This is a genomic window from Bacteriovorax sp. BSW11_IV, from assembly GCF_000447755.1.
Taxonomy (GTDB): Bacteria; Bdellovibrionota; Bacteriovoracia; order Bacteriovoracales; family Bacteriovoracaceae; genus BSW11-IV.
In genome coordinates, this window is sequence record NZ_AUNE01000010.1 from 107,131 (window position 1) to 133,730 (window position 26,600).

The 26,600-nt window shown below is 37.5% G+C and carries 24 protein-coding genes; 13 read left to right on the forward strand and 11 right to left on the reverse strand.

All coding sequences use genetic code 11. From position 1 onward, the window contains the following. Window positions 1–44: 44 nt before the first annotated feature. The 5 genes from gcvPB (at window position 45) to M899_RS03500 (ending at window position 7,321) form a co-directional block, all read left to right on the forward strand. The gene (gene gcvPB, locus M899_RS03475) at window positions 45–3,041 is read left to right on the forward strand and encodes an aminomethyl-transferring glycine dehydrogenase subunit GcvPB (protein ID WP_021270079.1); all 2,997 of its coding nucleotides are present in this window, start codon (window positions 45–47) and stop codon (window positions 3,039–3,041) included. 305 nt (window positions 3,042–3,346) lie between these two features. Further along, window positions 3,347–4,957: a peptide chain release factor 3 gene (locus M899_RS03480; RefSeq protein ID WP_021269980.1), complete on the forward strand. Its 1,611-nt coding sequence runs from the start codon at window positions 3,347–3,349 to the stop codon at window positions 4,955–4,957. Window positions 4,958–5,113: 156 nt separating this feature from the next. Beyond that, window positions 5,114–5,986: a histidine kinase dimerization/phospho-acceptor domain-containing protein gene (locus tag M899_RS18310; protein ID WP_021269971.1), complete on the forward strand. Its 873-nt coding sequence runs from the start codon at window positions 5,114–5,116 to the stop codon at window positions 5,984–5,986. Next, window positions 5,976–6,347 (forward strand): response regulator, encoded by a 372-nt coding sequence (locus M899_RS03495; protein ID WP_021270128.1) that lies wholly within the window; start codon window positions 5,976–5,978, stop codon window positions 6,345–6,347. The genes M899_RS18310 and M899_RS03495 overlap by 11 nt, the downstream gene beginning before the upstream one ends. Window positions 6,348–6,403: 56 nt before the next feature. Then, a complete protein-coding gene (locus M899_RS03500; RefSeq protein ID WP_021269967.1) occupies window positions 6,404–7,321 on the forward strand; it encodes a class I SAM-dependent methyltransferase in 918 nt (305 codons plus the stop codon). A gap of 11 nt (window positions 7,322–7,332) precedes the next feature. Here M899_RS03500 and M899_RS03505 read toward each other — a convergent pair whose 3' ends face one another. From M899_RS03505 to M899_RS03520, 4 genes are all read right to left on the reverse strand, one after another. Continuing rightward, window positions 7,333–7,755: a single-stranded DNA-binding protein gene (locus M899_RS03505; RefSeq protein ID WP_021270102.1), complete on the reverse strand. Its 423-nt coding sequence runs from the start codon at window positions 7,753–7,755 to the stop codon at window positions 7,333–7,335. Between the two features lie 2 nt (window positions 7,756–7,757). Continuing rightward, the gene (locus M899_RS03510) at window positions 7,758–8,486 is read right to left on the reverse strand and encodes an AIR carboxylase family protein (RefSeq protein ID WP_021270040.1); all 729 of its coding nucleotides are present in this window, start codon (window positions 8,484–8,486) and stop codon (window positions 7,758–7,760) included. A 104-nt stretch (window positions 8,487–8,590) separates the two neighbouring features. After that, a complete protein-coding gene (locus M899_RS03515) occupies window positions 8,591–9,127 on the reverse strand; it encodes a hypothetical protein (RefSeq protein WP_021270164.1) in 537 nt (178 codons plus the stop codon). A gap of 17 nt (window positions 9,128–9,144) precedes the next feature. After that, on the reverse strand, window positions 9,145–9,699 hold the full coding sequence (locus M899_RS03520; RefSeq protein ID WP_021269983.1) for a hypothetical protein: 555 nt from the start codon (window positions 9,697–9,699) through the stop codon (window positions 9,145–9,147). Window positions 9,700–10,069: 370 nt separating this feature from the next. On the opposite strand from M899_RS03520, the gene M899_RS18775 reads away from it, so the two are divergent. The 5 genes from M899_RS18775 to M899_RS03545 all read left to right on the forward strand — a co-directional run bounded on the left by M899_RS18775 (window position 10,070) and on the right by M899_RS03545 (window position 13,472). Then, a complete protein-coding gene (locus tag M899_RS18775; RefSeq protein ID WP_369795314.1) occupies window positions 10,070–10,438 on the forward strand; it encodes an HNH endonuclease in 369 nt (122 codons plus the stop codon). Window positions 10,439–10,453: 15 nt separating this feature from the next. Beyond that, entirely contained in the window at window positions 10,454–11,503 is a 1,050-nt protein-coding gene (gene astE / locus M899_RS03530) for a succinylglutamate desuccinylase (protein WP_021270017.1), read from the forward strand. Between the two features lie 46 nt (window positions 11,504–11,549). Further along, the gene (locus M899_RS03535) at window positions 11,550–12,263 is read left to right on the forward strand and encodes an SH3 domain-containing protein (RefSeq protein ID WP_021269936.1); all 714 of its coding nucleotides are present in this window, start codon (window positions 11,550–11,552) and stop codon (window positions 12,261–12,263) included. Window positions 12,264–12,308: 45 nt separating this feature from the next. Then, on the forward strand, window positions 12,309–13,067 hold the full coding sequence (locus tag M899_RS03540) for an N-acetylmuramoyl-L-alanine amidase family protein (protein WP_021270076.1): 759 nt from the start codon (window positions 12,309–12,311) through the stop codon (window positions 13,065–13,067). A gap of 69 nt (window positions 13,068–13,136) precedes the next feature. Next, window positions 13,137–13,472 carry a hypothetical protein gene (locus M899_RS03545; protein ID WP_021269999.1) on the forward strand — a complete coding sequence of 112 codons (336 nt, stop codon included), beginning with the start codon at window positions 13,137–13,139 and terminating at the stop codon, window positions 13,470–13,472. Here M899_RS03545 and M899_RS03550 read toward each other — a convergent pair. The 3 genes from M899_RS03550 to M899_RS03560 form a co-directional block, all read right to left on the reverse strand. Further along, entirely contained in the window at window positions 13,469–14,053 is a 585-nt protein-coding gene (locus tag M899_RS03550; RefSeq protein WP_034727680.1) for a redoxin family protein, read from the reverse strand. The two genes, M899_RS03545 and M899_RS03550, sit on opposite strands and share 4 nt — an antisense overlap. 101 nt (window positions 14,054–14,154) lie before the next feature. After that, window positions 14,155–16,242 carry a hypothetical protein gene (locus M899_RS03555; protein WP_021270027.1) on the reverse strand — a complete coding sequence of 696 codons (2,088 nt, stop codon included), beginning with the start codon at window positions 16,240–16,242 and terminating at the stop codon, window positions 14,155–14,157. Between the two features lie 96 nt (window positions 16,243–16,338). After that, window positions 16,339–17,040 (reverse strand): HAD family hydrolase, encoded by a 702-nt coding sequence (locus M899_RS03560; RefSeq protein WP_021270153.1) that lies wholly within the window; start codon window positions 17,038–17,040, stop codon window positions 16,339–16,341. Between the two features lie 168 nt (window positions 17,041–17,208). Here M899_RS03560 and M899_RS03565 point away from each other — a divergent pair, with 168 nt between their 5' ends. After that, window positions 17,209–17,712, forward strand: coding sequence for an SRPBCC family protein (locus tag M899_RS03565; RefSeq protein ID WP_021270071.1), 504 nt, complete (start codon window positions 17,209–17,211; stop codon window positions 17,710–17,712). 33 nt (window positions 17,713–17,745) lie between these two features. Here the strand turns inward: M899_RS03565 and M899_RS03570 are convergent, their stop codons facing one another. Beyond that, window positions 17,746–18,426 (reverse strand): protein-L-isoaspartate(D-aspartate) O-methyltransferase, encoded by a 681-nt coding sequence (locus M899_RS03570; RefSeq protein WP_021269942.1) that lies wholly within the window; start codon window positions 18,424–18,426, stop codon window positions 17,746–17,748. Window positions 18,427–18,540: 114 nt separating this feature from the next. Between M899_RS03570 and M899_RS03575 the strand changes: the two genes are divergently transcribed. Then, window positions 18,541–20,253, forward strand: a complete 1,713-nt coding sequence (locus M899_RS03575; protein WP_081653713.1) for a cation:proton antiporter — start codon at window positions 18,541–18,543, stop codon at window positions 20,251–20,253. A 2-nt stretch (window positions 20,254–20,255) separates the two neighbouring features. On the opposite strand, the gene M899_RS03580 is transcribed toward M899_RS03575, so the two are convergent. Then, window positions 20,256–20,693, reverse strand: a complete 438-nt coding sequence (locus M899_RS03580) for a hypothetical protein (protein WP_021270007.1) — start codon at window positions 20,691–20,693, stop codon at window positions 20,256–20,258. Continuing rightward, window positions 20,683–21,189, reverse strand: coding sequence for a hypothetical protein (locus M899_RS03585; protein ID WP_034727683.1), 507 nt, complete (start codon window positions 21,187–21,189; stop codon window positions 20,683–20,685). Before M899_RS03585 ends, M899_RS03580 begins: the two co-directional genes overlap by 11 nt. A 322-nt stretch (window positions 21,190–21,511) precedes the next feature. On the opposite strand from M899_RS03585, the gene M899_RS03590 reads away from it, so the two are divergent. Continuing rightward, on the forward strand, window positions 21,512–24,535 hold the full coding sequence (locus M899_RS03590; protein ID WP_034727685.1) for a hypothetical protein: 3,024 nt from the start codon (window positions 21,512–21,514) through the stop codon (window positions 24,533–24,535). A 19-nt stretch (window positions 24,536–24,554) separates the two neighbouring features. Here the strand turns inward: M899_RS03590 and M899_RS03595 are convergent, their stop codons facing one another. Next, window positions 24,555–26,573, reverse strand: coding sequence for a hypothetical protein (locus M899_RS03595; protein WP_021270042.1), 2,019 nt, complete (start codon window positions 26,571–26,573; stop codon window positions 24,555–24,557). Between the last annotated feature and the right edge of the window lie 27 nt (window positions 26,574–26,600).

Here is a 26,600-nt window from a genome sequence, read left to right on the forward strand (position 1 = left end):
GTAAAACAAGGTGCATTTTTTACAATGAATAAGGACATCGCATCATGAAAAAAGAATTTGAAAAATTGGGTTATGACCCAGAAAAATTGGAAAGAGAATTAACTCCTTACTATATTAGTGCCACAGAAAGTGAAATCAACGAAATGCTTGAGGCCATTGGTGCAAAAGATCTTAACGATCTTTACTCACACATCCCAGCACACTCGCGTTTTGAGAAAGCTCCTTTTGTGACAGAGAGACTAGAATACACTGATCTTATCAATCATGTAGAGGCCCTTGCAAAGAAAAATAAAATCAAAACTTCTTTTTTAGGTGACGGTCTTCAACAATACAAAGTACCACAAATCACGCCATTTGTTTGTTCAATTAGAGGACTTACTACGGCCTATACTCCTTACCAACCGGAAAGAAGTCAGGGTACTCTTCACACACTTTGGTTGTATGCAAGCTCAATCTCAATGCTGACTGGATTTGAGGCCATCAATGCTTCTTTCTACGATAGATCAACATGTTTATTCGAGGCCTTTAACACGGCCATGCGTCTAGTGAAAAACTCTTCAGTTGCTCTAGTGAGTGAAGGAATTTTTCCAAATGATATCGAAGTTGTGAAAACTCACGCTGAACATACTCCAATGACAATTGTCACTGTACCTCTTAAAAACGGTCGCACTGACATGGATGCACTTAACAAACTTATGCAAGAGCATGCTGGAAAAGTGGCCGCTGTTGCATTTGCTCAAGTCAACAACCTTGGTGTTCTTGAAGATGTAAATGCTCTTACAGATTTCTGTAGCGAGCACAAAATCAAGTCTGTTGCCTTAATCGATCCAATGCTTCTTGCTACTGAAGGACTTCTTCAACCAGCGAAGTACGGTTCGAAAGAGCAAGGTGCTGATATGTTCGTTGGAGAAGGACAACACTTAGGTTTAGGTCCAAACTTTGGTGGTCCAGGTCTAGGAATTTTCGGTATTCGTTTTAACGAAAATGATAAAATCTCAATTCGTTCTACAGCAGGACGTTATGTGGGAAGAGCGAAAGATTCACAAGGCAGAGAATGTCTTGCCATGATTCTTTCAACTCGTGAGCAACATATCAGACGTGAAAAAGCGACAAGTAATATTTGTTCAAACCAATCATTTCTGGCTACAGTTGTAGGTGCTGCAATTTTAGAACGTGGTGAAACAGGTATGACTAAGGCCATGCAAAAAGGTCGTCTAAATGCCTTACGCGCCCTTGAGCACATGGTTTGTCACAAAGGAATTACGCTTTCATACGAGCTTCCCTTTTTCAATGAATTCACTGTAACAGTGGATACAGATGCTGATGAACTAATTAAAAAAGCTGACGCTGCTGGCATTCAGTTAGGTGTAAATGTTTCTGCTCGTGCAGGCCTAAAAAATGCGATAAAAATGTCATTCTCAGATCTTCAAGAAGAAGCAGATCTTGAGAAGCTTAACGCCTTCATCAGTGCGAATTTTGAACACATTAAAGATGAGGCCAACATTATCGATGTACCTTATGAACTTAAGAGAAAAGATGCTGTTGATCTTCCAAATTTTGAATACTCTGAACTTCAAAAGTTCTATATTGAACTTGGTGAACTAAACGTATCACCAGATGACAATATCTACCCTCTTGGTTCATGTACTATGAAGTACAACCCTTATATCAACGATTATGCAGCATCACTTCCTGGCTTTACGGATCTTCACCCTCAATCAAAAGATGAAGATTCACAAGGATCATTAGAAGTTCTTTTTGAAATTCAGGAGATGTTTAAGAATATCACAGGTCTTGCAGGTGTTGTAACTCAACCAGTTGCTGGTGCCCAAGGAGAACTTGTTGGTCTTAAAATGTTCCAAGGCTACCACAAAGATCGTGGTAATGAGAAAATTAAAGACATCATTCTTATCCCTCGCTCGGCCCACGGAACAAACCCAGCAACTGCAACAATGGCCGGATACGACACAAAAACTGTTGGTGGTGTAAAATACGGAATCATTACAATTGAGGCCAATGACCACGGTCAAATTAACTTTCCTCAATTAGAAGAAGTTGTAAAAGAATTCGGTAATCGCATTGCCGGTATTATGGTGACGAACCCAAATACTTCAGGAATCTTTGAATCACAATTTAAAGAGATGGCCGATCTTATTCATAGCGTAGATGGTCTTGTCTATATGGACGGCGCCAATATGAATGCTATCGCTGGTTGGGTTGATCTCGGTGCGATGGGAGTCGATGCAGTTCACAACAACCTCCATAAAACATGGACGATTCCACACGGTGGTGGTGGTCCAGGTGATGCTATTGTAGCGGTAAGTGAGAAACTTCTTCCTTTCATTCCTGGTATGCAAGTTGTAAAAGAAAACGGCGTTTTCAAATCTGTAAAAGCACCAAAGAGTATTGGTTCTTTCCACAGACACCACGGTAACTTTGCTCACAAGGTTAGGGCCTATACTTATATTAAGGCCCTTGGTACTGATGGTGTAAGACAAATGTCTGCTATCGCCGTACTTGCAGCGAAATACTTATATGAAAATCTAAAGGATCTTTACCCTACTCTTCCAGAGAAAAGTGAAGAGGTTCCAAGAATGCACGAATTCATTCTGACAATTTCAGCTGATACTTTCAAAAGAATTGCAGAAGGCGGAACACCAAAAGCACAGGCCATTGCAAAAATCGGTAAGCTATTTCTAGACTTTGGTCTTCATGCACCAACTGTTGCTTTCCCAGAAGTTTACGGACTTATGATTGAGCCAACTGAAAGTTTTTCTAAAAAAGAGCTTGATGAATTTACAGAAGTTGTAAAGGCCATTCACCATATCGTTAACGAGAGCCCAGAAGTTCTTACAACGGCACCACACTTCACACCTATTTCTAAAGTAGATGAAGTTGATGCAAATAAGAACGTTATGATCACAGAAAAAATCACAAAACTTCCAACGCTTCCTAAGAACGTTGTTTCTCCAAAGGAGCTTGTGAAGTTACCGACAACTGAAGTTTACAAGAAAATCATTGAGGCCCATAAAAAGGCATAGACAAAAAAAAGGCCCACTTAATAAGTGGGCCTTTTATATAAAAATCGCAGGTTCCGATGATTTAACTTTGGGAATCACACGAACTTGAACATCATATGGGAACTTTTTTATTTTGAGCTTTAAACACCAACAACAACTTAAATAAAAAAAGCAACCAAATCGGTCCCTGCGAAGTATGAGGGGCGTTTTATACTAAAATTGAATGCGTGTCATGTAATTAAACACACGGTGTAATAATTACATAGACCATTTTAAAGTGCACTGTTATAAAAAACCAAAATGCACTTAAATTAAAGGATTTCTATATGTCAGAGTTTTCTCCAGAAAACGCAAAACGCGCGACTTTCGCGATCATCTCTCACCCCGATGCCGGTAAAACTACAATGACGGAAAAGTTATTGTGGTTTGGTCGAGTTATTCGCGAAGTGGGAATGGTAAAATCAAAACAAGGCAATTACGCTAAGTCCGACTGGATGGAAATGGAAAAAGAGCGTGGTATCTCTATTACATCTTCTGTTATGAGTTTTCCATACGAAGAAAGGGCCATGCACCTTCTCGACACTCCAGGGCACAAAGACTTCTCTGAAGATACATACCGTACACTTACTGCAGTTGAATCTGTACTCATGATGATTGACTCGGCCAAAGGGGTTGAGGAACAAACGAAAAAACTTATGGAAGTATGTCGTCTAAGGGATACACCAATCGTCACTTTCATGAATAAATTTGACCGCGATACAATGGATGCCTTTGAACTTATTGATGACGTTGAAAAAACGTGTTCAATTTCATGTGCCCCAATGACATGGCCAATTGGTTCAGGAGTAGACTTCAAAGGAGTGTACGACCTTAGAACAAAAATCATTCAAAGTTTTAAAAATAGTAAAGATCCATTTAATCCCGTAACAATTGATGCCTCTGACTTGGACTCTCCAGAGGTTGTAAATTATATCGGTGCGGCCTTACTTGAAAAACTAAAAGAAGACCTCTTAATGGTAGAAGAGCTAATGCCAGAATTTGATCAAGAAGAATTTTTAGCGGGAATTCAAACTCCAGTTTTCTTCGGTTCAGCTCTTAACAACTTTGGTGTTAAAGAAGTACTCGACATGATCGCCAGTGAAAGCCCTGGTCCAGCAGAGAGAGAAGTTCTTCTTTTTCCTTATAATGAAAATAGCGAAACAAGAACAATTCAACCTGAAGAAGATAAATTCACTGGTTTTATTTTTAAGATTCAGGCCAACATGGATAAAAACCACCGCGACCGCGTTGCTTTTATGCGAGTTTGCTCAGGTCGCTTTACTCGTGGTCAAAAGATTTTCCACACAAGAAGTGAAAAAGAAATAAAAGTTGCAACTCCTCTTATGTTCCAAGCACAAGATAGAGAGATCACTGAATTTGCACTACCGGGAGATATCATCGGTCTTCACGACACTGGAAAATATCAAATTGGTGACACATTCACAGAGGGTGAAAAAATTCAATTCACAGGAATTCCAAACTTTGCCCCAGAGATCTTTAAAAAAGTGCTTTTAAGAGATCCTATGAAAGCAAAGCAGTTGGATAAAGGTCTCCAACAACTTTCAGAGGAAGGGACTGTTCAGCTCTTCAAAAGACATACGACAACTGAAAAGATTCTTGGGGCCGTTGGTGTTCTTCAATTTGAAGTTGTTCAGCACAGATTAGAAACTGAATATAGCGTACGTGGTGAATACGAATCATATCCTTTCACAGGTGTACGTTGGTTGCGTTTTCCCAATGAACTCAAGCAAGATGAGTTTATTATGAAAAATGCCAATAATATCGTGTATGACAATAAAAATAGGCCATGCTTCGCTGTAAGAAGTGAATGGGACCTTAAGCTTGCTATGGAGAAAAATCCAGAGGTTGAATTCTTTAAGACAAGTGATTATCGTTAACTTCTAAAATATTCCAAGGCCTTGAAATCCCTTTCAAGGCCTAATCTATTAATATTTAGTAATTATCAAAATTTATTAACAAAAATCTTAGAACCTTGCCATTTTTCGTCATCTAAATAAGTGTTACAATACTTAAGACTTAGCAGAGGTTGAAAAGTGTTAAAAGACATTATTTTTTATTTCTTACCGGATCGTTTAAAAACTGGGATGAACTTTGGTCCCAGCTCTTTAGATTCTCTGAAAAAATCATCATTTCTCATCGGACTGATCCTCCTTTGCAGTTGCTCGGCCATTTTGTTATCAATTGTAAAATCAATTATTTTTGCAGAAATCTCTCTAATTACTCTTATGGGTTTCTCAATGTCGGTCATTTTAGTCGGACTACTTTTTATCCATAAGAAATATGATTACCACCGCCCAATCTCAATTGCGACATGTGCAGTTCTATATAGCTTCATTGTATGGAGGAGTATGATGTGCTGTGGCTTCAAGTCACCCTTCATGATGCTCTTTATTGGTCTTCCACTATTTTTTGGTCTGATTCTAGATCGTAACACCAATCGATTTTTCCTATTTCTGTTAAATGCAACTGTGCTTACTCTGTTCGCAATGACAAAGGATTATCCGCCTGCACTTCCTGAAAGATTTGTCTTTATTCAACTTATGATTCAAATTCTCGGAATCAATACTGTGTATGTGGCCACAACATTTTTCAAAACACAAAAATCACAATTTATCGATATCTTCTTTTCACAAGAAAAGCAGCGCCTAGTATGTGATATGGTGACGATGTACAATCATGAAATCATCAACCCCCTTGCTAAGGCGAAAGGTCACCTTGAAATTTACAAAGTAGATAATCGCAAAGAACAAATCGCTAAAATTGAAAATGCTCTCGATGAAATCGAAAAAATTATTGATGATATTAATGAAATTAATAAGGCAGAGTCCCTTGGAAAAGGGAAATGGGATGATCTTGAACACCTCGCAGGTCTAAAGAAGAAAAGCGGAATATATAATGGCCAATGATGCAAAAATCCTGTTCATAGATGATGAAGTTGATCTGTTAGAACTCTTCCAATTTTTTATGGAAAGACACGGAATTAACGCCACCTATTCAAGCAACCCTCAGGAGGCCCTAGGCCTAATTCAAGACAAGCACTTCGATTTTATTTTCTCCGATGTTAAAATGCCTGGACTCTCAGGCCTTCAACTCCTAGAAAAAGTACTATTGGCCGGAAGCCCCTTTGGCCATTTTGTCTTTGTAACCGCCTATAAGAATCTATCAAAAGAAGAAGTCATTGAAATGGGGGCCACAGACATCCTCTACAAACCCATTTCCATAAAAAATATCCTTTCTTATATTCAAAATCATCCTCCTAAAAACTAAGCGTTGTCATCTCTCACATTTTGATTCATAACTAGGGTTCACATTAAGGAATTCAAATGGAAAATATACTCGCCTCACGTTTAAAGAAACTCTATAAACACAAAAAAAAATGGGCCAAGAGACAAAACATAGAGGCCTATAGACTCTATGAAAGAGATATTCCGGAATTCCCCCTTATCGTAGATATCTATGGTGCATATGCTCTAATATATGATCAAACAGATGATCGTGATCTTGATCGCGACGTTATTGGTATGGCCAAAGAGGCCGTTATTTCTTTACAAGACTTCAGCGATGATCAAATCATCATAAAAGAAAGAAAAGGCCAATCAGGGCTTAGCCAATATAAGAAACTCGAAGATCAAAAAGATTATTTTATCGTCACTGAAGGCGAGCTGAAATTTTGGGTAAACCTAAAAGACTATCTCGACACGGGTCTTTTTCTAGACCACCGTTATATGAGACAGTGGTTTGCAAAAAATAGTGCGAATAAAAAAGTTCTCAATCTTTTTAGCTACACAAGCTCAATTGGTGTTGCGGCCGCGGCCGGAGGAGCCTATACAACAAATGTCGATATGTCTAAGACCTATCTCGATTGGTCAAAGCGAAATTATGCTATCAATTCTTTAAATCCTGATAAGCATGGTTTTGTGAATGCGGATATCCTAGAATACCTTAAAGATAGTTCTGGTCAAAAGTATGATGCGATCTTTTTAGATCCACCTACATTTAGCAACTCAAAGAAAATGACTGAAACATTTAGTGTTGAAAGTCATCACGAATTTCTCATCGATAGTTGTATGAAAAAACTCACCCAAAGCGGCGTCCTCTTTTTTTCTAACAATAAAAGAGGCTTCAAACTTGAGCCCTCAATTTTAGAAAAATATGATGTTAAAGATATTTCACTTAAAACAATTCCAGAAGATTTTAGAAATCAAAAGATACACGTTTGTTTTGAGATTCGAAAAAAATAAATCATATTTTCTTAGAACGGAATATCATCAGTCGTTAGATGAAATTGCCCCTGCTCATCTTCTTCGAGACCTTTTCTAATTTCTGATAGGCTTGGCGTTTTTTCTTTCGTGCGCTCTAAGAAGTCAATGGTAATAGCGCGTACTTCATAGATCGTATGCTTGACCTGATTTTTATCAACATATTGATTCGTTTGCAGTGAGCCTTCGACATAAACCATTTTACCTTTGGTCATATATTCGGCGGCGATCTTAGCAAGGTTGCCAAAAGCAATAATACGATGCCAATCTGTGCGCTCGTTTTTTGCTCCATCCTTACCTTGCCAAGTTTGTGTTGTGGCCAAAGAAAAGGTGCAAACGGGAACTTGGTTCTTTGCATATTTAAGTTCCGGATTTGAACCTAAGCGCCCAACCAGAATTACTTTATTTACTGACATTGCTAAAAGGCCGCCCTTAAACGCAGAAATGATAAAACTGCATTTCGTGTATTATTAACCCCTAGCCAAATACCACCTTTTTCAATCCATTCAAAGACCATTATGGCCTCTGTGGGCTTGTCGCGTGTAGTATTTTCAAGGATTGGTACATGAAGGCAAAGTTGATCTGCATGGATGAGATCTTCTTCAGTTACCAAAGAAATATTGAAAGAGTTCTCATCTACACTCTCGCTTACTGACAGGGTAAGCCCCTTATCTTCACACAAGTAACGTGTACGATTTATTTCATGAGTAATATACTCATAGTTCATAACGCCAGTATCTACGATTAGATTTATATTATTAGAGTTTATCTTTTTATTTCTCATCCCTTTGAGAAATTGCAAAATTGCATTATGACGGCCAGGACCAGTTGTCATTACAGGAGTACCAAGTGGCAACTGTATCATAGAAAGAAGAGCATCTAATCCACCAAAATTAGTTTCCACAGGCAGACCAAAAACGGGAACTTTTGTAAGTGCTGAGACAATACCAGCATTAGCACCGGCCAGACCAGAGCCCGCGATAATAATATCTGCCCCATGGCCATGCAACATATTCTCAACTTTTCTCAGGTCATCGTAAACAGAGATAACTCTCAATTCAGCATCGAAGCTTTCTTTGAGTTCATTCATTAGCGGCGAGAAAGAATAGGTCTCTTTTTCAGACTCAAATAACACCAAAACCTTCATACAATACTCCGTGAAAAAGTAGGTACATTTTTTATTATTATATCATAAGAACAAACGTTTGAATTCTAAGGAGTCTAAATACAGGCCCAAGATTGGGCCTGATATTAATCATGTAAACTAGATGGGTCGTAGTAAGAAACCATTGTATATGGTGCGATAACTTTGACACTAAGAAGAGTAATTTCAAATTTTGCCCAACCAACAGAGTTGATACTTGGGTGGTAGTAAACCTTTCCACGCCACTTACCAGAAGCTGGATATATTTCAACAACGTGACAGTCTTTGAAACGACCAACGTCTTTACGGCCAACGTGAACAAGTTTTGCCCCTCTAAACTCTCTCTCTTTTTCAATTTCAAGCTGAAGATAACCATCTTCAGTGATGAAATCAATTGGAAGGACTTCGACAGTTTCCCCATTTAGGTATTTCTTTTTAATGAAGCTTACAAACCACTTTGGATCAAGGTTGTACTTAATCTCAGCAGTGAAAGATTCATCATTAACATCATAAGTTTTAAACTTAAGACTTCCACCTTTATGGTACTTCCCTTCTGTTACATAGTGAGAAACCGCTTCAGTGTCATCAGTAGCAAAACTAAGCGAAGAAAATAAAACAGCAATTAACAATGTGAGCGTTCGCATAAATTCCCCTTAACTAACTAATCACAATAATTTTCGTCTTGAAAATATTTTTGGCAAATAAAAGATGAGTTACGACAATCCTGAAGGCTGCGTGAAAAGTAAGTGCGAGAAGTACATTGTCTATCTTCTCCACGAACAACTGAAACTGTTGTATTTTCACGACGAACTACTTGACCATTTTTTGTGGCCACAAATTCTAATTGATTGTCACCTGAGTGCAGCAGTGGTCTTTGCAAAAGTGTACCAATCCATAGATTCACTCTTTTCGTTGAGCGCTGCTTATTAGCATCAAAGTTTACTGACTTTGATCTATTCTTCCCACGAGAGTCCGTATAATTCACAGTAACTTTGTCAGCATTTAATTCAGAAGAGACGATATAATCAAATTCGACTGGAGACAGGGCGACTGCACCACAATTGTAATAAGCAGTGTCTCTTTGATTGTTTTCTGAACAATGAACAATCACACGACCTTCCATAGAAATCGTTTCAAAATGGTTTCCACTTGCAAGTCCTAGACCCCAAGACTGAGTAGATACGGCAAGAAATAGGCCAAGTACGATAGCTTTCATAGATCCTCCATAAACTAAGAAATATTTAATATTTTAGAAATTTGCCCCTCACTTTGGCCAAGAATTTTTCCGTGCAATTTCTAACATTTAATTACTTTCAAGGGGGTAATATTTGGATGATTCCTTACAATTTCAAACACTATTTGTTTCCAGAAATTAATTTGTGCTAAAATAGATATTGGGAGATGAAGATAGAAGAAGAGGAGCTTATATGCGGACCTTGCTACTAGATAACTCCTTCTACCCGGTCCAGATCATTAGTTGGCAAAAGGCCATACTTTTATTGTTCACTGGCCGAGCAGAAGTGGTAGACCACTATGAGGATGATCTCAACATCCAGACCGTCAACGCCAATTTTCCACGTCCAAAAATTCTTCGCCTTTTCAATCGTCATCACACCAATCAATTTGTTAAATTTTCGCGCCAAAATGTATTCTTAAGAGATAACTACACATGTCAATATTGCGGTGAGCGACACTCTTATCAAGAATTAACTTTTGATCATGTCATACCGCAATGTCGAGGTGGGAAGACCTCCTGGACAAATATCGTGACTTGTTGCCGTCTGTGCAACGGCCAAAAAGGCAGTAAACTTCCCTCTGAGTTTAAATACAAATTAAAATCCGAACCTCGTATCCCCGATTGGCATCCATCAATGTGTTTAAAACTCAAACAAGGTGATCCAGAAGAGTGGTTCAATTGGTTTATAAGACCAGAAGTTGATAAATTGAGTGCGTAGTTTTAAAATCCAACTATGGAATCAACATTAACAAAACTGCAGTTCTCTCATACTTGTCTCGATCTTCTTTTATCAGATAACTTTCCTCCAACAAAAGAAAGCGCCACCATTAATGAAATGAATTGGCTTATTCATGATACAGGAATTTTAGAATGTTCGGCCGTGGCCGAGAAGTTCCATTTGAATGGAAAGAATGCAAAGAATGTAAAGAAAGCCTATATCATCAGTGCAGGCATCCACGGCAATGAAACGGCACCGATAGAAATTCTAAACGATATTATCAATAAACTTATAAGGGCCGAAACTCAACTTGTTCATCCAACACTTTTTATCTTTGGTAATATCGAGGGCATGAAAAAAAGTGTAAGAGAAATTGAATATAATCTCAATCGTCTTTTTTGTGGTAGGCATCAAAAGATTGCCCCATGCTATGAAACCCAGCGGGCCGAACTCTTCGAGAAGGTTTGCAGTGAATTTAGAGACAAATATTTGGATCACGATCTCATTCATTTTGATCTACATACGGCCATTAAAGAATCGGCCCATGAAAAATTTGCGATCTATCCCTTTGTCGAAAAAAGAGAACTCAATACAGAAGTTTTGGATAATCTCGAATCCATGGGAATAGAGGCCATATTATTTTCGAACAAAAAAGCAACGACATTCTCCCACTACACAAGCGAGTTCTTAAAGGCCTGTGGCATAACTGTGGAGCTTGGAAAGGTTCATCCATTTGGACAAAACCCGCGAGAGAGTTTTGTAGCATGTAAGCAAACTTTGATAGAGCTCATTGCAGACAAAAAACCAACAATGAAAAATAAAAAGGCCATTGCTTATAACGTAAAATGTGAAATCATAAAAAAGTCCGAGGACTTCAAATTTAACTTTGATAAAAACACTAAAAACTTCACTCGCTTTGACAAGGGCACTCATCTTTATACAGATGGCGAGCAGCAATGGCACACTGATGAAGATGGACTACGCATTGTTTTTCCCAATGAGAAAGTGGCCATTGGAGAGCGCACTGGACTTCTTGTAAAAGAAGTACTTGTCGATCGCAATTAAATTCCCTATTCTATCAAATGCACACATAATTACAGGGAAGTAACGCATGGATCAAATCGATGAGTTTCCACTCGGTGGAAGAAAATTAGGTGATATTCTCACTAAGAATGAAATCAAAAAACCATCTTCAGGACTTTCAAAGCTCCTAGGACAAGCAGCATCAGATCTTAACGCCATCTCTGAGAAGCCTCAAGAAAATGCAGGCTATCCAGATGATCAAACTCTGCACAATGAATTCCTAAGACTTGAAAGAGAAAAAAACGATAAACTCACACAAACAATTAGCGACATTCAATCTAAGATTGAACAAATGTCTCAGGCCATAAGTGCAAATAATGTAGAAAAAGAGCTTCTTCCTAAGCAAGCTACAGAAGACAAAAAACCAGCTTACCCTATTCACAATATTATTGTGGCCCTGGCCCTTCTAGTCGGTATCATTCTTGGAGCGACCGTTCTTTCAACAAAAGAAAAAACTGACGTCAATGAGATCGCTCTTCAAGAAACTAAAGAAGCTGTTGCAGCAGCTCCAGTAGAAGAAGTGAAGAAAATTGAAACGACAAAGTATGTCACAACAAAATTTGCCAATATGAGAGACAATTCATCTCCAGAGGGCGCACTTCTTAAAACGATTACACCAAATCAAGTCCTAGAACTCGTTGAGCAAAAAGGTGGCTGGCTTAAAGTGCGCTACAAAGACCTTGTGGAAGAGAAATCTTACGAAGGTTGGATTTGGTATGAATTATTAAAGAAGTTGAACTAAAGGCCACCTCTTTTCTTGGGTTTGATTTTCAGTTATCATTTGATCATGAAATATTTTGGGGCACTTTTTCTACTATTCATAATTACTTTTAATGCAAAGGCCGGGGTCGTTCTCATTGATCCTGGTCACGGCGGCGAAGACTGCGGGGCCAAGGCCCAAATTTGGAAAGATAAAAAGCTAATTGTGCAATGTGAAAAAGATATTGCTTTAGAAATTGCAAAAAAAATTCATGCAAAAATTAATAAGACGTCTCACATTAAGGCCTATCTCACGAGGACAGTGGACAGTACTTTAACTTTACAACAACGTGCGGATTACGCAGATAAAATTGGTGCTGATATTTTCATCAGTATTCATCTTAACTCAAGTCATTCACGCAGTTCTAATGGTGTAGAGACCTATTACTTGGACAATCACGACAATGCGGCCGTAAAGAAAATCGAGAAAGTAGAAAATAGTGACGCCAAAGGCGAAGAAGTCATTATCAATCAAATTCTTGCGGACTTAGTTATTCAAAGAACAGCACCAATTTCAAAGAAGCTCGCATTCTATGTTCATGCCAATCTCCAAAAAAGAGTGGTACCCACTTATAAAATTGTAGACCGTGGTACAAAACCGGCCCTTTTCTATGTTTTGGCCCTATCAAAGCGCCCAAGCATTCTCTTGGAGGCAGGCTTTCTTTCAAATCAAGAAGAGGTCGATAAGCTTTTAAGTGAAAAGTTCCAAGAAGACTATGCCCAGGCCGTCTATCGTGGCGTTGTGAGATTCTTTGGAAAACCCAAAAAGAAAATCTCACTTTTTTAGGTAATTTGACGTTTCCCAATTCATCCATTCTAATAAATGAATATTCTTTTATCTAACAACGAGGTTTGAATGAACTTTTTATTGCCCGCACTTATTGGATTGGCCATAGAAACAGCGGTTCCAATGTCATGTTTCAATTTTGGGGATAACCTACAATCAAGTTTTGTGAGCTGTGTGAATTACAATACGCAAAACATGGCCCGAGAACTCAATATCTTTTTGCCAACGTGTTTTAACTTTGGCAATGACGTATCTTCAAGCTACACGAGTTGTGTAAATAACAATTTTCAACGCCTAAGTTTTGAAACGGGTATCTTCGTTCCAAGTTGCTTTAACTTTGGACCAAAAGTACAGTACGGCTTTACAAGCTGTATCAACTCAAATTTCAACTATCTGTCACGTTAATATTTAACTGAACAACCATAGGGGCGAGACTTTGCGACAGCAGGGTTCTTGCCTTCTTTTATGCTTGCAATGGCCTCTTTGACATAATTTGACGCCCTTTTTAAATCACCCTTGTCAGCACTGGCCACACTATCAATGGCCCCCATGTATATGATCTTTCCACTAGGATCAATAATAAAAATCTCAGGAGTTGTCTTAGCATTATAGGCCCTACCAATATCACCCTTTGTGTCTAAAAGCAGATGATGGGCCTTAGAATCTTCTGAACTTAATTGAGATTTGGCCGCTTCAAAATTTGCAATATATCCCTGTTTTCCTGGAGCAGATGAAGAAATTGTTAACCATATCATATCTGATGATCGTGCAAGCTCTTGGGTCATTTGCATATTTTTAGAGTCGTAATGTTTTCTAACAAAAGGGCAACCATCATTGTACCACTCTAGAACAACATGCTTTCCCTTGAAGTCATTCAAAGAAATGCTTTTACCTTCTTGGTTTACTAAAGAAAAAGTTGGGGCCAAGTCGCCTGGAGAAAGAGCAAAGGTTAAACTCGTGAATATGTATAAGAGAAAATTAATCATAATGACCTCATAGAAATTCTACTAAAGGTATTATGACATAAAAATGAAACTCTGGAAGTTTTGTTTACAACATTAACTTCCAGAGATTATAAGTTGATAAATTAATTTTTGTCTTCTACTGGAATATTGATAATGATCTTATTATCATCAACTTCAATATTTTCATCGGCCACAAAAGCATTAAGAATAAGCTGAACTAAAAATCTTGCTGGGATAATTTTATAAAAGTACGTATTCTTAACATCCATGACAATTTTCTTCTCCCCTCTCAGGTAGTAGATATTTCCATTAATCGTCACGTGGATAGGAATAAATGAGAAAACCTCTGGACTAATATTGAGTTTAAAATCAGTGCCATCAACTGACGAAGAGTCAAATGTTACTTTATTAACCCCTTTAATTCCGAAATTCTTAACGGCATTACCGAATTTTCTCATCGTGCTATCACCGTTATAGATAGACTGCAGTGAATCGAGTTTAATCTTTGTTGAGTGGAGACAATTCTCTAAGATTGATTCCCAATCATAATTTTTTGCAACATCATATGAGGCATTAAGTGCACAATTAACTTTAAAATTCTTATAAACGTTATCAAAACCATTAAGGACATACTTACCTTTTGGACTATTGAAACGTAGCTCTCTTTTGTCAATTGACACTTCTTTAATCTGAATCTCACTATCAATTCTTTCATGCTTAATATCAATTGATTGAACATTAATCTTCGAACTATCAAAACATCCTCTTAGGATATTTTCAGCAGAAATATCTTCGGTATTCACACGTGAACACTCAATTGAAGGTTGAACAAAATCTACTTTAAGAGATCCAAGAGTATCTAAAAAAGTTAAAACGGGAGCATTAAAAATAAGTTTGTTCTTATTTACATTTAAATTTGCTGTTTTTAAGACTATGGCCGAATTCGCATCTTCCATTGAGAAGTCTTCTATTGAACCAATACTTTCTTCAAAACACCCCTCTGCAATTTGTTGATTTTCAAAACCACCAGAAAAAGGAATATTTTTACAACTATAAGAAATATTTTTGATACGATACTGACTACCATCACGCCAAATATTGATATCAGGTGTTTCTAAACGGAGACGATCACCTAAAAACTTCAAAGAGGCACTTTCAACTTTTACATGTCCTTTAGCATCATTCATATTGAATTGATTAAGAACAATTGCAGATGAATCCATACAGCCATGAATGAGATGATTATACTCAAAACCTTGCCCAAGAGGAGGAAGCTTACAAAAAGCATCAAGGTTAGAAAATTCGATGGTCTGTTCACCGTTAACAATAGAAACATAAGGGCCCAGAAAGTGCATGCGCTTACCATTAGAGATAAGCTTTTCAACTTCAACTTCCCCACGCATGTCATTATCAGGTGCTTCAAAAACGATACGAGGAGCGTGAATACTTGCTCTTTCAAGACAAGTGGCCACAGCTAATTTATCATTAAAATCTTTTTGATAATGATTCTTAGGACATTCAAGAGAAACAGTTTCAGTTCCAACGATAAATGTATCATTGGCCACGGCCAAATTTTGGGCCTTAATGAGAAGTTCTTTTTCACGAACCTTCAAATCTTCAAGACGAAATGAAGTTTGTGTTAGTCCACTATTGAAAACAATATGCGTGTTACTTTCATTTTTATCAAACTTAGATATAGTTGAATTGTTTAAACAAGACTCAATAATACTTTCGGAACCATCAATAATATTATTTTCAAGTCCACAATCAAAATCTATATTTTCGATTAGAAAGGTAGACTCATCAAAATGAAACTCTCCTCTTTCCCCCATAAGATTCAAACTTAAATCATCTGTAAAAAGAGAAAGATTCTTGAAATCAGCGAATCTGATTTTATCAAATTTTGGGATATCATTAATTGAATATGTAAGTTCGAACATATCGTTATCAAGAATCAACCAATTATCTTTGCGAAATATAGCACCCGAAAATTCAAAATTATTCTTTAAGACAAAATTCGCTCTCGGTGTATTAATTCTAAAGCTTGGGGCATGTAAATGACCTACAAGTGTTTTTTCAACGAGTTCATGTGGTTGCTTATCTCCTTCATAACGAAGCTCCGAGACCTTTACATCCAACTCTAAAGAGTAGGCCATAGAGGGAAGCATTGTTAGAAGGACTAAAAGATTAATTGAATTCACTTTTTTCATAATTTATAACCGGTTAAATAAAGTACTTGGAAAGTGATGTGCAAAATGAGTGCCGAAAATCTCCCTCTCAGAAATGCGAAAGGGAGATTATTTTGACTATTTTTTAGACAGATGACCTAGAACTTCACGGATAGAAGTCGCATTAATAAACGACTTATCACAATACTGATCTTTGGCCACTGTTTCATGTACCCATTGAACATCACAAGGAATGTGAACAGCATGGGCCCCGAGCTCTACGACTGGTAATATATCAGACTTTAAAGAGTTGCCCACCATCAAAAATTCAGAGGGTTCAATTTCATAACTGGCGATAATTCTTTTATAGGTTTCAGGGTTCTTCTCATTAACCACATGAACGCGTTCAAAATAATCACCAAGACCGCTGCGAGCAACTTTACTCTCTTGGTCTAAGAGATCGCCTTTTGTAATACAGATGACTCGGTAATTATTTTCTAGGGCCTTAAGCACTTCCTCTACTCCATCGTAGATATTAATGGGATAGGCCAGAATTTCTTTACCCATATTAATAATTTTTTGTATATCCTCACCTTTAATTGAATACTCCGTTAACTCAAGGGCCGTTTCAATCATCGAGAGCATGAAGCCTTTGGCACCATAACCAAATAGCCCAAGATTTTTTACTTCGTTGGCATAGAGCTCTTCAGTGAAATCACGTTTATCGATATAGGCCTCTAGAATTTGAAAGAACTTGGCCTCTGCACTTCTAAAAAAAGGTTCATTAACCCAAAGAGTGTCGTCAGCATCAAAGGCAACAACTTTAATATCAGAAAGCATAGAATCTCCTTTACATAAAAGATGACGTGAATTTGTCATAAAAACCTTTAAAAATCAAGGCCATGGCCTTTACGGTGTAAAAACGAAAGTATGGGCCAATCATCATAATTCCCCATCATTAATTGCACTGTACTCATTACAATAAAAGTCATCTAAAGGAGTAAAATTATGGGTGAAAGATTAACCATCACAAAAAAATTTATGGGAACCCCTGAAACAATATTTTCAGACTTTGTGGTTCCTGAAAAACTTGAACACTGGTTTTTCGAAGAGGATTACTGGACAGCACAGGCCAATGTGGATCTAAGACCAGGAGGAAAGTACTCAATAGAAATGCTCACAGATATTGGTAATAGCTTCACACATGACGGTAAATTTTTAGAAGTATCGCCAAGAAAAGATAGATTAAAATTTACCTGGGGTTCCTCTTTGGTAGAAGAGAGCATCGTAACTGTTGATTTTGAACCGAGTGCCGGTGGCATGACCATGGTCAAAATAACTCACGATAATTTGCCAAATAATGAAATGGTCAATGTCCATAGAAGAATATGGGAAGGTTGTTTGAAACATCTGAATGAATACACAATAAATCCTACGCCTTTTCCAATTTATCGTGACCCCGACTACAACGACACACCAACCCTAAAAAATAAAGATGATGACTTCTATTAAAAAAGGGCCAGCACCATGCTGGTCTTTTTTTATCTACTCTCCAACCATAGGAACAAAACGAACTGGTAGTAATGGTCTAGTATTGATCGTTCCATCCATGCCCTTAGAGATTAGAACGAGACTTTGTTCATCAACACCAAGAGGTAAAATCATAAGTCCACCTGGGGCCAATTGTTGTATTAATTTTTTGGGGATATTTCTCGGGGCCGCGGTTACAATAATTTTCGAATAGGGTGCAAAGTCAGACCATCCTTCAAAACCATTTCCCGATTTGAGATAAACATTGTGGACGCCGATTTTTTTAAAAGTTTCTTTTGCGCGCTCAGACAGCTCAGGAATTATTTCAACAGAGTAAACATCTTTGACGAGTGCTGCTAAAACAGCAGATTGATAGCCAGACCCCGTCCCGATTTCCAAAACTTTATCAGTGCTATTTAGCTCAAGAACTTGAGTCATATAGGCCACAACATAAGGTTGAGAAATAGTTTGTCCAAAACCAATAGGCAGAGCGATATTGCTGTAAGCATAGTTTTTATACTCTTGGAGAATAAATTCATGCCTTGGCACATCGGCCATGGCCTTTAGAACTCTTTCATCTTTGATTCCTTCTTCTCGTAAATACTCTTCTACCATATTCATTCGCTCATCCTTGTATTGAGTGAAATCCGCACCATAAAGGGAGAAAATAAGCGTGATCAAAATTAAGTTTTTCATTGGATACTCCCACTAAGTTTACCATGTCACAACAGTGAGAGAAAAACACAGGCCTGGGTGAAAATCCTTTAAAAGTTTTGCTATTTAGGGCATTTGCCTTCTATAATATTTATTATGGATCATCATATACTCATGGATTTTTTTGTCGTTGCGGCGTCGATCACTGTCATCGTAACTTTCTCTCACGTGCTTCGCATTCCAACTCTTGTTGGCTTTATCGCCACTGGAATTCTCATTGGAAAGTCAGGGCTCAACCTCATCGATTCAGTACCTGTAACAGAACTTATTACTGAGGCCGGTATTCTTCTTTTGATGTTCTCGTTAGGAATCGAGTTCTCTTTGGCCCATCTAAAAAAAATCATGCGTCCTTTAATCACATTGGGCATCGGGCAAGTTGCATTGACGATGGGAGTTTCTTTTATTGCGTTCAAGTTCTTACTCGGCCTCAATGTTAATAAGTCCATCATCTTTAGTATGATGATTTCTTTGAGTTCCACCGCCGTTATCCTCAAGCTATTACAACAAAAAAAAGAGCTAGGTACGACATATGGAAATCTAAGTGTAACGATTTTATTGGCACAAGATCTCATTGTGTTACCAATGATGATTATCCTCTCCCTCATGGGTCAAAGTGGATCACTCCAATCAGGCAATAAGATGGAGCAGTCCACAGTACTTGTTCTGTTTGCTCTTCCTCTATTGTTTTGGCTTTTTTCACGCCATATACTGCCACCGATAATGAAGGCCGTGGTTGCAACGAAAAGTCGTGAACTCTTTTTCTTCATGCTCATCACAATTGTTTTTGGTATCTCCCTTGTAATGCAAAACCTAGGACTATCTCTTTCAATTGGGGCCTTTTTAGCGGGTGTTATGATTTCAGAGTCGCCCTTTAGCAAGCAGGCCCTCTCAGAGTTCAGTTCATTTCGCGATAATTTCTTAGGACTTTTTTTTACGGCCACGGGAATGCTATTAGACGTGCAATTCATCTTTAATAATCTTCAGGTCATTTTATTTCTTGTGGCCCTTCTCTTTTTTATTAAAGGGCTTACAAATTATGCCATTGTTCGCATGAACAAACTCCCCCATTCAGTGGCCATCACAGTGACACTCATACTTGCTCAAATTGGTGAGTTCTCATTTATCATGGCCGATGCGGCCAAAAAAAATGGCCTCATCACAACGGACGAGTTCCAATATGTACTCTCCCTTGCCATCCTCTCCCTTATCTTTACGCCCTTTCTTTTTGATATGGCCCCTAAAACAGGGGGACTACATTTTCCAAAGTTGAAGTCATTATCTTGGCAAAATTTAAAAAATGTTCCCGATCTCATTTTGAAGCAAGGTGACCCAAGTGATATTCAAGAGAGCGAATGGAATCAAAACTATATCCCTGTAGAAGGACATTATATTATCGTCATCGGCCTAGGTCATACGGGGCAAGGAATTTGTCATGAACTCAAACGCCTAGATATCAGACACTGTGCCATTGATTTAAATCATGCCAATATCGATACTATGAACAAGCATAACATTACAACTTTATACGGGGACGCTTCAAGGACTGAGATTTTAGAAGAGGCCCACATTAACGATGCGAGCATTGTTATTATTGCCGTTTTTGGGGCCAAAGTCGCCCGTCATATCCATGATGCCGTAAAACACCTTGCTCCAAAAGTTCCTGTGATTATTAGGACACAATTTATTACTGACAAGGACCACCTGAATATAAGAAAAAGAGACACAGTCATAAATGCAGAAGAAGTGACTTCCAACGAAATTATGAACCATGTCTTAAAAATCCTTCCAAGTGAAACTAAAACTTCTTAAATTTATTTCAGGGTGATTTGATCTATAAATCGATTAAAACTCGATTCTATATTAGAAAAATAATCACCTCTGCGAAAGCGAATAGATCGCAATTCATTATTCTCGAGCATCCCTTTCATAGACTCTTCAAGATTATACAAGGGACCAGCTATTTTATGAGTCATAAGTAAGCTTGCAGCAACAACAAAGCAACTAATGACCACAAAGAGGATACCAAGAACGATTGGGCCATAGAAGGCCAATTCATCCAATAAAAGAGTCAACTCATTCATTTCTTTTGAACCTAAACTTTGGGCATAATCAAAAATAGGATTAATTAGCCAAACTCCAACACCAACACATAAAAGATAAATCATGCATAAAAAAGCAAAGGCCAATTTTATAAAACTTAATTGAAAAGTTCGATTAATCAATAAAGTTTTTCTGCGATTATTTTGCATATTCATTCCCTGACATTGTAATCGTACGTCCCATTTTACAGCTTGCAATTGTTCTACCTGTTTCTACTTTTGTATGAAAGAAACGAAAAATACGCACGAGCTTTCCGTTATTTGTATTTTTAAATGATAACTTATGAAGAAGAGTCATCTGATCCTTGTTACGATCGACAACTTGCACAGACATATCTCCAAAAAAATAATTATTCGAAACCAAGCTTCCCACTTTTAGTTCTTTATAATTGTTTTCGGTAACAATCGAATGTAGTGACTGCTGTGAATAAGATAATGGAATCTGAGCAAAGGTATTAATACATGCCTTCTCATTAGAGAGAGTCTTCTGAGTTAAATCAAGAATTGATTTAATTGCTCGCATCTCAGATGATACACGGCCGTGATACTTAGAACCAATGAGCTTAATACTCACAAGGCCAACACCACCGATGAGAACAAAAATTAATGAAATTTCTTTAACTGAAAATTTGTTATTTTTATCCATGGGCCAATTGTAGAGAAATTGAAAATTATTGCTAGGCCACATGGCCAGTTGGAAAAATAAAAAAGCAGAAATAAAGAAAATGCAAAAGCTTAGAGTTCAATTTTTGCGTTTATTTCTCAATTTTATATAATTGTTAAAATTTCCAAAAATTGCCAAATAAAATTCCCATTAACAATAAAATCATAGATATCTGCTTAGGATTATTATGTAGCCATATGTTTTAACAATAAATAATTTTTATATTTCTTATAATTCACAAACTTAGAGTGATATCGGCAACATATCTTATAATAAAGTACAATTATTCACCGATAGAATGCCTGTGAAGAAAACCATCGTTTTAATTTTTTTGACCATCACCATAAACGCCCTGGCCCTTGGCGCTGGTCAAACGCGTTCAAAAACACGAGAACTTCAAAAGAAGAGGGCCGAACATATAATTGAGGCCAATGATGAGTATGAGTTCAAGGCCTGCGAAAAATTCAATAAAGATGATGAAAAAGATTATTACCTAACGTGTACTAAGGGTGAAATCACTCAAGAATCTTCTTTAAATAAGCTTTCTAATGACACTTCAGCTATTTCGGCAAAATTACTTAAAAAGAATTTTCTATTGGCCATAAAAGAGTATGGCCTGGCCGCATTGAACGAACAACATAAGCAAAATGAAAAAGTCATACGCTGTCTCAAAGATGCAAAAAGTGACACCAACTGCGCTGCCCTTAATGAAAAATTAATCAACGGGACAAAAGATGGTCTAATTCAAATTAGAAAATTAATGGCCCTCTCAAGCTCCCCCATTCACAGCTATGGTCCTGCAAAAATATACACGAATTCCCTATCCCACAAGATTGGAAAAACTCGTGTCCCAGGCCTCTCAAAAGAAGAAGTAGAAGAACTCGACTACTACCAAAATACATTTATCAAGGCCCATGAACAAAATTGGATGGCCAAAAATTTCGAAAAAAATAAATGTATCGAAAAAGACACGCAGAATAACTACACATTCAAAAAGTCTGGTGGTCCCTATTCATGTGAAGGATATTTTGCAAATACTATAAAATCTGACAGAGAAAAAGAACTTAAAAATATTAGAAGTGAAATCAATAATGAATATATGAAGATGGCCACACAAATGCCTCTTCTCACTTCGCTATCTCTTCGTGGAGATGAGCCAGATAATATCATAAAAAAACAGTTATTAGATACGCTCAATAAAACAAAAAAAGATATTGAACAAACACAAAAAAATATTCATTCCTATACTGATGCAGAACTCTATCAACTCGTGGCCGGTACACAAATGGTTGAAAGTTTTCTAAAAGAACATGGTCCACCCGAATACCTTTGTGACATGGCACAAGAATTCAAAGATAAACTTTTTTACGATGAGCTAAAGACTGATCTCACGCTCGCAGCAGGTGCTCTTGTTGGAGGTGGTGTATGCGCTCTCACAGCTGGTTTTGGTTGTGTAGCAGGAGTTGCCTTAATTGGAGAAGGGGCAAGTATCTATCTTAGCAATAAAAGACTCGCCGACGATACTCAGCTATATAATGCCGGTCTAAAGAGCGCATCAGAAATTAAAGCAAGAACTGATGACTTCACGCTTACACTACTAATGGCACCACTTGCAGTTGGTGGTGAATTTTTAGGAAAAGCTGTAACGACTACGAGAAAGGCCACTCGTGAAATCGTAAAAGATACACCTATTACAAGTCCCCATATTGAAGACCCTTTGTATCGTCACCAGATGACGCTTATACGTGAGAATAATTTCAAGCGTGTAAATGTTAAGAGTGGTAATGATCTAAAATTTCAATATGGAAAATTTGAATTAACAACTGAGACGTTAAATGCAAATTGGATTGATAACGCTTTAAATAACAAAGGCGGTTTATATTTTGATGTGGAAAACAGCGCACTAAAAAGATTAAATGACTCTCTTGCCGACAAAGACTTAGTAACTTCATTGACAAATCTTCATAAAGATATCTTACACAATGAAATGAAAGGCGTGTTAGCAAAGTACCCAAAAGTTGATATTGAAATTTACAGTGACTTCAAATCACTTCGTTACTCTTTTTTGCCAAAAGATATAGATGAGAGAACTAAAAAAGCACTCATAGAAGATCTAAATCGTGTCTATAAAAATGCCAATCAGAAATACGCTGATATGGTCAAAAGTCTCAACGTAATTCCACTGACAGAAAACCCTGCTATTTGGTTTCAAGCAGGTCTAGGCAAGACGGCCGACGAAGCAGGCGCCGCCAGTAAAGAGGCCAGAAAACTCCATCGAGATAATAAATCAATTACTACGTTTTCAGAAATCGAAGGTAATATCAAACAGAAACTCCAAGGAATTGAGAGCATTCAAAGTCAGATTCAAGCAAATACAAGACTGCGAGAAAAAGGTTTCTTAGAAAATATTCCTGGCACTAAGAAATATACCCTTTCTTCAGAACTTATTGATGAAATAAGAAGATTACCAACAACGGCCGGTGCTGATGATTACCAACAATTTGGAAAAGATCTCACTAAAAGATATGATTTAAAGTTAACTGCAACAGAAATCGAAAATTTACATAATTATGTCAAAGAGCTAAATGAGCTCACGCCAGGCCTTTGGATAAAGAAAAGAGAATTTGCGAACCTTGATGGCGCCCAGGCCGGAGGACTTACGGCCGACGTAACAGGAATGGGTGCAGAGAACATTAAACAAGTCGCCTATGACCTTGCGAAACTAGATGCCAACGCAAGTGCTGCAGATGCAGTTAGAAAGATTAGACAAGGCGAACAAGAAATTACTGCGACTTTTAATTCGATCAAAAAAGATTTTGATCTTACGATGCGAGATGTACTTCAAAGAAAAGGGATTCCTCATGATATCGTATGCAGTGGTGATGATTGTGCAGTAAGTGTGAAAGAAGGCCTCTCACTGTTAGACCAGGAAGAAATAACAAGAGTATTTGCAGCAAAGAAGAACCCATCTCAATTTCGCTTAAGCTTCATCCCTCCAAGTGTTGTCAAAGATGATAGAATTCAACTTGCAACCCATGGTGAATTGATTGAAAAAGGACTTAGAAAAAAAATTAAAGGACTCTCTTCTTCTTCAGTGGATCCTAATATTGTTAAACAACTCACAATGGCAACAGTGATGCCTGCAAAACTTGGAGATGGACCTGTCCAAGTAATTATTGCGGCTGACAAGAATTTAAAACTTACTAAAGAGCAAAAGGAAAATATTGAAAAAATTTGTCGTGAAATTGTACGTGATTTGAATAAAAACTTACCAGAAGCGAAAGCTAGACCATTAAACTATAATATGGAAGGAGTTAGATTTCTCTAACCCCCCTCGAAAGTGATTCTTATAAACTTTGCTTATCGATAACTTTTACTTTTAGACCACTCTTACGAATGCTTAAGGCCTCTTTTTGACCTGTGCTTCCAAGCTTCAACATCGCCATAGCAATATCTTTCTTTCCAAGAGTATCAGCAAATTCGACAAACTCTTTTTCGCTTTTAAAAACAAAACCCTTCGCCATTTTTTCAGCTAGAGCTGTGAGCTTTTCATTTGCAACGCCAAACATATCGATTAAATCAATGTGATAAGCAGCATTCACATTAATTCGACGTGCAGCTTGAAGCCCATAGAAATGACTCGGGAAAGTTACGATGATATCAGGAGTTGAGTTCATTGTTCCCATTACAGTTTTTAATCGACCATCATCGCTCATTCTAATTAGATGTTCTTGAATAGAGGCCAAATTTTCTTTAATGAGAGCAGGTGTTTTAAAATAACCCGCAAACACCTCATCAGCTTGATCCTTTTTTATAAACCATGAGCCTTTTGTCACTTTCATCAATTGATAGGCAACTTTCATTTTAACGTTAGTTGAAACATCTTTACTTGAAAGGAGATATCCAACAAGATCAGACAAACGAATGGCCTCAGACTTTTTAATCGCTAAAACAAGCCCTCTAAAACTTTGTAAAAATATTCTTTCAGCATTTTTTAAATTAGAATTATCAGAGGCCAAATTACGGGCCTTATTTTGATTTAGAAGATCAAATAAAGATTCATCGAGGGCCACAAATTTTCTAAATGCCTCTTGTCCTTTACGACCTTTAAAAGAAACACTCTCACCTAATTCTAATTTTTTATCGTCAACCATAGCGCCAGAATAAAGAAGATTATAAATAATCGTTGCAATAAACCCTTCTTTACTTTCAAGACGTGAAGGAGAATCAATTTCACAGTTTTCCATTAAATAAGTTGTCGAGGCCATGTTTTCATCAGAATAAAACTTCGATTGAAATTTCTCCCAATTATAATAATCATAAATACGAGTCATATCCATGTTGGCCGCATTGATGGAATCATTTTTTCTGAGTGAACAATTATTATAATCATACAAATTGTATAGATAACTATTGCGACGAATATAGCTTTGTCTGTTCACAAGAAAGTCTAATCCCTTTCTCGCTCTTTGTGTAAAGCGACCAAAGAACTGCTCTCTTTCTTCTTTTGACAATAACCCATACTGAACGGCAACTGTACCATAAATGGCCTCAAGTCCTTCCGCCAATCCCTCGCCAAAGGCCAGATAAGGATTTGATACGATCATGGCATCGTGACCATTTTCCGTCGCACTTGAACCATAGACACTTTCCATTCTTTTACTTTCAGATAAAAGTTCGTTATGCCAAATATGAGTGAATTCATGAAGGATTACATCTTGAAGGACGTTTTCCTTAGGTCTTGCAATGAGCTCTTGAACAGATAGGAAATCGGCATCAAATAAAAGCATGACTCCTGTTTGTGGTAAAGAGCTTGCTTTGTACTCGGCCATGGCATGCTTTTTCTCACCTTTTGGTGTGATATATTCTACTTCTCCTTCAACTTTACCTTTTATTTTAAATGAGTCACTTACCACGGCCGCAGGCCCAGTTTTCTCATTAGCAAAAAGCGCATTCTCATCTCTGAGAGTAAAATAAGGTAGAAAAGTATTGATGTCATAAGGACTATTCGCATTGAGTTGTCTTGCGTATGAAACAAGTTTTAAAGAACGAAGTGCACTTGGATGATCAAAGAACGTTGCCACTTGTTTTTCAAGTTTATTGTACTCATCTGGAGTTGCGACTTCATAGTTAATATTTTGTGAGCGAAAAACGCCCATACGAATAATGGCGCCAAGGCCCAGTCTGAATTTTGAAGGAACAGGAGTAATACGAGAAATTTCATCAAAGCTTTGGTACTCAGAAACTTGATGAGTAGCTTTTTTAAGCTTTGTTAACTCTTCTGGTTCTTTGGCCTTTTTACCAAAAAGAGCGAACGCGCTGGTTTGGGTGAGAAGCAAACATGCTCCAATCAAAACTTTGTTCATAGTTGATTCCTTTTTCATATGAATAAA

Excerpts from the sequence above, each read along its gene's own strand:
- M899_RS03520 (WP_021269983.1), bottom strand. The coding sequence starts at position 9,699 with ATGAAAGCTATCGTACTTGGCCTATTTCTTGCCGTATCTACTCAGTCT.
- M899_RS03575 (WP_081653713.1), top strand. The coding sequence starts at position 18,541 with ATGGATCATCATATACTCATGGATTTTTTTGTCGTTGCGGCGTCGATC.
- M899_RS03550 (WP_034727680.1), bottom strand. The coding sequence starts at position 14,053 with ATGATTAATTTTCTCTTATACATATTCACGAGTTTAACCTTTGCTCTT.
- M899_RS03540 (WP_021270076.1), top strand. The coding sequence starts at position 12,309 with ATGAAATATTTTGGGGCACTTTTTCTACTATTCATAATTACTTTTAAT.
- M899_RS03495 (WP_021270128.1), top strand. The coding sequence starts at position 5,976 with ATGGCCAATGATGCAAAAATCCTGTTCATAGATGATGAAGTTGATCTG.
- M899_RS03510 (WP_021270040.1), bottom strand. The coding sequence starts at position 8,486 with ATGAAGGTTTTGGTGTTATTTGAGTCTGAAAAAGAGACCTATTCTTTC.
- M899_RS03535 (WP_021269936.1), top strand. The coding sequence starts at position 11,550 with ATGGATCAAATCGATGAGTTTCCACTCGGTGGAAGAAAATTAGGTGAT.
- M899_RS03545 (WP_021269999.1), top strand. The coding sequence starts at position 13,137 with ATGAACTTTTTATTGCCCGCACTTATTGGATTGGCCATAGAAACAGCG.
- M899_RS03570 (WP_021269942.1), bottom strand. The coding sequence starts at position 18,426 with ATGAAAAACTTAATTTTGATCACGCTTATTTTCTCCCTTTATGGTGCG.
- gcvPB (WP_021270079.1), top strand. The coding sequence starts at position 45 with ATGAAAAAAGAATTTGAAAAATTGGGTTATGACCCAGAAAAATTGGAA.
- M899_RS03565 (WP_021270071.1), top strand. The coding sequence starts at position 17,209 with ATGGGTGAAAGATTAACCATCACAAAAAAATTTATGGGAACCCCTGAA.
- M899_RS03505 (WP_021270102.1), bottom strand. The coding sequence starts at position 7,755 with ATGTCAGTAAATAAAGTAATTCTGGTTGGGCGCTTAGGTTCAAATCCG.
- M899_RS03595 (WP_021270042.1), bottom strand. The coding sequence starts at position 26,573 with ATGAACAAAGTTTTGATTGGAGCATGTTTGCTTCTCACCCAAACCAGC.
- M899_RS03560 (WP_021270153.1), bottom strand. The coding sequence starts at position 17,040 with ATGCTTTCTGATATTAAAGTTGTTGCCTTTGATGCTGACGACACTCTT.
- astE (WP_021270017.1), top strand. The coding sequence starts at position 10,454 with ATGGAATCAACATTAACAAAACTGCAGTTCTCTCATACTTGTCTCGAT.
- M899_RS03580 (WP_021270007.1), bottom strand. The coding sequence starts at position 20,693 with ATGCAAAATAATCGCAGAAAAACTTTATTGATTAATCGAACTTTTCAA.
- M899_RS03585 (WP_034727683.1), bottom strand. The coding sequence starts at position 21,189 with ATGGATAAAAATAACAAATTTTCAGTTAAAGAAATTTCATTAATTTTT.
- M899_RS03480 (WP_021269980.1), top strand. The coding sequence starts at position 3,347 with ATGTCAGAGTTTTCTCCAGAAAACGCAAAACGCGCGACTTTCGCGATC.
- M899_RS03515 (WP_021270164.1), bottom strand. The coding sequence starts at position 9,127 with ATGCGAACGCTCACATTGTTAATTGCTGTTTTATTTTCTTCGCTTAGT.
- M899_RS03500 (WP_021269967.1), top strand. The coding sequence starts at position 6,404 with ATGGAAAATATACTCGCCTCACGTTTAAAGAAACTCTATAAACACAAA.
- M899_RS03555 (WP_021270027.1), bottom strand. The coding sequence starts at position 16,242 with ATGAAAAAAGTGAATTCAATTAATCTTTTAGTCCTTCTAACAATGCTT.